Annotated in this window: 6 protein-coding genes and 1 pseudogene; 6 read left to right on the top strand and 1 reads right to left on the bottom strand. The window is 71.8% G+C overall.

Annotated elements, in window-relative coordinates; translation table 11 throughout:
• The 4 genes and pseudogenes from GT354_RS37885 to GT354_RS37870 all read left to right on the top strand — a co-directional run.
• Nucleotides 1–657 (top strand): annotated as a pseudogene (locus GT354_RS37885) (hypothetical protein); the annotation flags it as partial.
• A gap of 42 nt (nucleotides 658–699) precedes the next feature.
• On the top strand, nucleotides 700–1,791 hold the full coding sequence (locus GT354_RS37880) for an ROK family protein (RefSeq protein ID WP_161360919.1): 1,092 nt from the start codon (nucleotides 700–702) through the stop codon (nucleotides 1,789–1,791).
• Nucleotides 1,788–2,801, top strand: coding sequence for an SIS domain-containing protein (locus GT354_RS37875; protein WP_161360918.1), 1,014 nt, complete (start codon nucleotides 1,788–1,790; stop codon nucleotides 2,799–2,801). Before GT354_RS37880 ends, GT354_RS37875 begins: the two co-directional genes overlap by 4 nt.
• Nucleotides 2,802–3,034: 233 nt before the next feature.
• Entirely contained in the window at nucleotides 3,035–3,322 is a 288-nt protein-coding gene (locus GT354_RS37870; RefSeq protein WP_202512744.1) for a DUF3303 family protein, read from the top strand.
• Nucleotides 3,323–3,603: 281 nt separating this feature from the next.
• On the opposite strand, the gene GT354_RS37865 is transcribed toward GT354_RS37870, so the two are convergent.
• Nucleotides 3,604–5,055, bottom strand: a complete 1,452-nt coding sequence (locus GT354_RS37865; RefSeq protein ID WP_161360920.1) for an amidase — start codon at nucleotides 5,053–5,055, stop codon at nucleotides 3,604–3,606.
• Between the two features lie 133 nt (nucleotides 5,056–5,188).
• Here GT354_RS37865 and GT354_RS37860 point away from each other — a divergent pair, with 133 nt between their 5' ends.
• Nucleotides 5,189–5,821, top strand: a complete 633-nt coding sequence (locus GT354_RS37860) for a TetR/AcrR family transcriptional regulator (protein WP_161360917.1) — start codon at nucleotides 5,189–5,191, stop codon at nucleotides 5,819–5,821.
• A gap of 76 nt (nucleotides 5,822–5,897) precedes the next feature.
• Nucleotides 5,898–6,401, top strand: coding sequence for a metallophosphoesterase (locus tag GT354_RS37855; protein WP_161360916.1), 504 nt, complete (start codon nucleotides 5,898–5,900; stop codon nucleotides 6,399–6,401).
• Nucleotides 6,402–6,503: the final 102 nt, after the last annotated feature.

Raw genomic sequence — 6,503 nt, 5'->3', positions numbered from 1 at the left:
GTGCGGGGCGTGACCACGTTCCCGGCCCTGCTCGCCGACCCGCAGCAGCGCCGGATCGCACCGACGCCCAACCTGCGCACTCTCGTCGACGCGGCCGCCCGGCTGCGCGCCGCGGGCTTCGACATCCGCCAGGTCAACGCGCCGGGCACGACGTCGGCACGCTCGCTGGAGATCGCCGCGGCGGCGGGCGCGACGCACGTCGAGCCGGGCAACGCGATCCACGGCACCACGCCGCTGCACGTGTTCACCGAGGACGCGCCGGAGCAGCCCGCGATCGTCTACGTGACCGAGGTGTCGCACGTGGACGGCGACGACGCGTACGCGTTCGCCGCCGGGCACTACGTGGACAAGGTGCTCGGCGAGTTCCAGCTGACCGCGTTCGTCGGCCGGGGCACCGACGGCCCGGGCTCCGACGGCCCGATCGCGAACGTGGACACCGCGCCGGACGGGGCGATCCACTACTACACCGTGCTGCGCGACGCCCGTCGGCTCGGGATCCGGCCGGGCGACACGGTGGTGATGTGCTTCCGGCCGCAGGTGTTCGTCACCCGGGGCCGCACCCAGTCCCTGTCGGGCCTGCACACCGACGCGGGCCGGTCGCTCGCGTGGGGGACCCGCTACGACGCGGAGGCGCGCGCCGTCGACAACCCGTCGTAGCGCCCGCGCCCCGCCGACTCACTCCCTGCCTAAGGAACACCCGTGCTCGACTGTCCCGAACTCACCGAACCCGCCGGACGTACCGAACCTGCCGGACTCGCCGAACTCACCGGACTCGCCGAGCCGGCCGATTCGTCGGTCGATGCGTCCGCCGGTACCCTCGCCGCCACCGGGGCGCTCGCGTTCGACCCGTCCGCGACCGTCGTCGCGTTGGACATCGGCGGCACCAAGACGGCCGTCGCCACGGCCACCGCCGCGGGCGAGTCGCTCGCGGCGTGCCGGGTGGCCACGCGCGAGCCCGGTGAGGACATGACGCACGCGCTGGACCGGCTGCTGCGGATCGCGCGCGACCAGGTCGCCGCCGCGACGGGAGAGGGCCGGCGCGAGGTGGTCGCGGTGGGTCTGGTGTGCCCGGGCACGGTGACCGCGTCGGGAGTGGCCCTGTCCCCCAACCTGCCCGGTATCGAGAACGTCGACGTGCTCGCCCTCGCCCGCGCGTCGTTCGGCGGGGTGCCGGTGGTGGTGGCCAACGACGTCAAGGCGGCCGGCCTCGCCGAGGCCCGCACCGGCGCCTTGGTCGCCGCCGACCCGGGCCTGTTCGTCAATCTGGGTACGGGAGTTGCCGCCGCGCTCACCGTCGGCGGCCGGGTCGTGGGCGGCGCGCGGGGCGTGGCGGGCGAGATCGGCTACGGCCTCGCTCCCGGCCACGCGGATGACCCGGACCTGGAGAGCATCATCGGCGGCGGCCCGCTGATCGCCCGTACCCAGGCCCGATACGCCCTCACCGGCCACGGCCTGCCTCCCGATGCGGTGGCGGTGCTCACCTCCCCCGACCCCCGCCTGCGCGAGATCGCCGATCACGCGCTCGACGTGCTGGCGGGTCACGTGCTCAACCTGTACCTGACCCTGGACCCCGCCCGGATCGCGTTCGGCGGCGGCCTGATGGCCGCGTCCGATCGCATCCTCGACGTACTGCGTTCGTTCGTTTCGACCCACTGCCCAGGAGGACCCGACATGTCCGACGTGATCGTCCCGGCCCGATACATCCACGACGGCGCCCTGCGCGGCGCTGTCGCCCTCGCGTGGGACGCCGCCGCCGGCGAGCGCCCGAACTGGGCCCTGGTGACCCGATGAGCGGCGAGGTGATGGCCGCCGAGATGGCCGAACAGCCCGACGTACTGAGGCGGTTGCTCGCCCGCCTGCCGGAACTGGCGGAATCGGTACGGGGCGCGCTGCCGCGCCGGTTGGCCGGTTCGGTGTTGATCGCGCGCGGGTCGTCCGACAACGCCGCGGTGTTCGGACGCTACCTGTACGAGTTGGCGTCGGAACGGCCGGCGGGACTGGGCTCGCCCAGCCTGGTGACGCGCTACGGCGCGCGCACCGACTACACGGACCATCTGGTCACCGCGCTGAGCCAGTCCGGCCGCACCCCCGAGATCGTCACCACGGTGCAGGCGGCCCGCGAGCGCGGCGCCCGGATCATCGCGGTGACCAACGAGGCCGACAGCGCGCTCGCGGCGGCGGCGCACGTGGTGGCCGCCACCGAGGCGGGCACCGAGGTCGCGGTACCGGCGACCAAGACGGTCACGGCGCAGATGCTCGCGCTGGTGGGCATCGCGACGGCGCTCGGCCCGCTGCCGGCGAACCTGGTCGACCCGGCCGATCTGGCCGAACTTCCCGACGCGGTAGGGCTGGTACTCGCGGACACGACCGCGGTGGACACCCTCGCGGCCGACTGGGCCCGACACGACCGGCTGGTGGTGGCGGGACGCGGGCTGGGCGGCGCGGTGGCGCTCGAAGGGGCATTGAAGATCCGGGAGACCTCGGGAGTGTTCGCGGAGGGCATCTCGGTGGCGGACCTGTTGCACGGCCCGATCGCGGCGCTGAGCGCGCGGGTTCCGGTGCTGCTGATCGACGTGGGCGGGCCGACCTCCCCCGATATCGCGGCGTTGCGCGAGCGGCTCGACAGGGATGGGATCCCGCACGCGACGGTCTCGCCGTCGTTGCCGGCGCTGCGCTCCGAATCGGCGCGGGCGATCGCGACGACGGTTCGACTCCAGCAGATCGCCCGAGCGTTCGCCCTGCGGCGCGGGGCGGACCCGGACGCGCCGGCGGGCTTGGCGAAGGTGACCGCGACGAACTAGCCCCGCTGGTTGGTGATGTCGGCGTCACGTCGCGTCGTGATCGCGATGTGATGCCGACGTCCGTACCGCGTCCGTACGTCCCGCGTCCGTCCCGCGGGCCGTACGTCTTGGGCGTGCGGCGCTTGCGGGGAAGGGCAGGCAGGTGGAGGCTGGAAGGGTACGTGGCCGGGTCCTTTCGAGCACCCGTGGAGAGCGCCGAACACGGCCCGTATTTCAGAAGTCCGGTGAGTCCGATGCGCACACTCCTGGTAGCGCGTTTGAGCAGCGACGCCGACAACGCGGCTGCGGCAAAGGCCACGATGCCGGAGTCGATCCGAGCCGCGGTCGAGCGCTGGAACCCGGAGGCGGTCTACTTCACCCCGATCGAGGGCGACCGTACGTGTCTCATGGTCTTCGACATGGACGACGCGTCACAGATGCCGGCCGTGGCAGAGCCGTTTTTCTCGATGGGCGCGAAGGTGAGCGTCCAGCCGGTGATGAACCTCGAGGATCTGCTGAAGGGACTGGCCGCCCTCGGCTGACCGGGATCGGTCTACCGGATCCCGATGGTGTCGGGCCGGCGGGCCACCCCTGACGCCCGGGTTCGGTCGACCGGGTGCCGCGATGGACCGGGGCAGGCCCACCGATGGACCGGTGACTCGACGCCGTCATGCCGGAGAACATGACGGCGCCGAGTTCGCCACGCGGACGTGACGACGACGCGGCCGAGCCCGCCGTGAATTGAGCCCGCCGTAAGACGAGCCCGCCGTACGTGGACTTGGCGAACGGTGCGGCCGAGGAGAGCACTGCTCTCGTTGGCTCCTCAGTGGCCTGAGTGGTTCCCTGCCCACACCGTGGGGGTCCGGCCCGACCAGGGGCTTGCCTGTTCGAGTTGTCCGGCAAGGCGGAAGAGGCGGCCTTCGAGCCCGTATCCGGCAGCGAACTGCATGCCGATCGGCAGGCCCGACTCCGCGTCGGCCGTCACCGGCACCGACATGGCGGGCGTGCCCGCCACATTGAACGTCGCGGTGAACGGCGAAAGATCCAGGAGGTACCGGAGCCAGCCGAGGCCGTCCAGCGTCTTCGCGCTCTCCGCATGCGTGCCCAGGAGCACGGGAAGCTCCGGCACGGTCGGGGTGAGCAATATGTCGTGGGTACCGAAGTACCCCGCCAGGCTTCGGGCGATCCGGTTGCGGATTTCGAGAGCGCCGACGAACTGGGCGCCGGTGACCCGCTGCCCGTAATGGTAGCCGGCCAGGATGGCCGGCTCCAGGGTCGAGGAGTCGACGGGCCGGCCGAAGGCGGCGGCCAACTCGTCGACCGAGGCCGTGAGATTCGCCGTCCACTGACGGGCACTGGCCAGGACGAACTCCTCCCAGTCGACCCCGAGGTCGACCTCGACCTCCTCCACCCGGTGGCCGAGGGATTCGAGCAGACGCGTGGTGCGGGAGAGCGCGTCGGCCACCGGCGCGCTCGTGCGGCGCCCACCCCACGCCTGGGGGAGTACGCCGATCCGCAACGACCCCGGGTGGCGGGTGACTTCCTCCGCGTACGGCCGGGTCGGCTCCTGGGCGAAGTACGGGTCGCCCGGTTCCGGGCCGCGGATCTGGTCGAGCAGCGTCGCGCTGTCGCGTACCGTGCGGCTGACGCTGCCGTGCACGACCAGGCCGTTGAAGAGCTCGTCGAAGTACGGGCCCAGGGAGACCCGGCCGCGGGTGGGCTTCAATCCGAACAGGCCGTTGTGGGCGGCGGGGACGCGGATCGAGCCGGCTGCGTCGGTGGCGTGCGCGATCGGGACCACGCCGGCCGCGACAGCCGCGGCGGCGCCCCCGCTGGATCCGCCCGCGCTGCGCGCCGGGTCCCACGGGTTGCGGGTCGCGCCGTACAGCACCGGTTCCGTCGTGTTGCTGTAGGCCATCTCCGGTGTCGCGGTACGCCCGAACGTCACGAGCCCGGCGCGACGGAAGCGGCGCATCAGGAAAGAGTCGGCGTCGGAGACATTGCCGGCCGCGAGCCGGCTGCCCAACTCCATCCGCTTCCCGGCCATGGCGACCGCGATGTCCTTGATCAGGAACGGAACCCCGGCCAGCGGTGCGCTCCCGGGGCTGGGCTCGTCGTCGGCCGGCCATGTCTCCACGATGGCGTTGATCTGCGGATTGACCGCCTGCGTGGCCTCGCGTGCGGCTGCTTCCAGTTCGGCGGGGGTCACCTCGCCCGCGGCCACCAGCTCCGCGAGCCCGACCGCGTCGAAGCTTACGTACTCGGTGATTTTCACTGTCACTCCCATCGGCCCGGAACGGTACCTTCGAGTCCCACACGATACCCAACGGTATCGCGCGGCACCGACTGGTACCGTAACAGGAGAAAACGAAGTGGCCCCACCACGGACCGGACGTCACGGAGCAGTCATGGCAGCAAGCGTCAGCAGACCGAGCAGGGTGGCCAAACTGCCGCCTCGTGAGCGCATCCTCGACGCCGCGGAAGAGCTCTTCCAGAGCGAGGGGATCCGTCGGGTGGGTGTCCAGACCATCGCCGAACGGGCCGAGACCACCAAAATGGCGATCTATCGGCACTTCGAAACCAAGGACGCGCTGGTCGCGGAGTGGCTGCGGATCGTCGCCGCCGACTACCAGGCGGCCTTCGACCGGGCCGAGGCCGAGCACCCCGGCCGCCCCCGGGAGCAGATCCTCGGCCTGGCCCGCTTCATTGCCGAGGGATTGCCGGCGATCTCACACCGGGGCTGTCCGTTCATCAACTCCATCGCCGAGTTGCCCGACCGCTCCCACCCCGCACGGCAAGTGATCGAGAAACACAAGGCTCACCAAACCCACAGACTGGTCGCCATGTGCACCGAGGCCGGGCTGCGCGACCCCGAGCAGGCCGCGGCCGCGATCACCTTCGTACTGGAAGGCGCGCAGGTCAGCGCCCACAACGGAAGCATCGATCGAGCGGGGGACCGCCTGCTGGGAATCGTCGAGGGAATCCTGGCTCAGCACCGCTGTCCCCTCGACCTCGACGCCTCCCGGGCATCCACCGACTGACCGCCCCGCACCCAATTCCCCGATACCGAACCGAGTGGGCGTTCGCTCGCCCCGCGAGATCCCTACGGTGGTGACCATGCGCATCCTTCTGACCACCGACACCCATCTGCCCAAGCGGGCGAAGGTGCTTCCCGGCCGGTTGCTGAGCGAGATCGACGCGGCGGACGCGGTGGTGCACGCCGGGGACTGGGTCGATGTCGCGACGCTTGACCTGTTCGAGGCGCGGGCCCGGCAGTTGGTGGGGGTGTACGGGAACAACGACGGGCCGGCGCTGCGGGCGCGGCTACCGGAGGTCGCGCGGGTGGAGTTGGCGGGCGTCCGCTTCGCGGTCGTACACGAGACGGGTGCGGCGACAGGGCGAGAACGCCGGTGCGCGGCCCGGTTTCCGGACGCGGACGTACTCGTCTTCGGGCACAGCCACATTCCGTGGGACACGACGGCGGAAACGGGGTTGCGACTGCTCAACCCGGGGTCGCCGACGGATCGCCGACGGCAGCCTCGGCATACGTACATGACGGTCACCGCGGATGCGGGACGGCTGGTGGATGTGGAGTTGCACGGGCTGGACCGACCGGCCTGAGCCGAGGCCGGGTGGACCGGATCGGGCGCCACCGTGCGCCCGCCGCCGAGCCCCGGCGTACCGGTACGGTCCTGCCGGCTCGCCGCCCCGGCCGCGGGGGTG

This window comes from Streptomyces sp. SID3343, from assembly GCF_009865215.1.
Taxonomy (GTDB): Bacteria; Actinomycetota; Actinomycetes; order Streptomycetales; family Streptomycetaceae; genus Embleya.
This window is presented reverse-complemented; position numbering and strand designations above follow the sequence as displayed.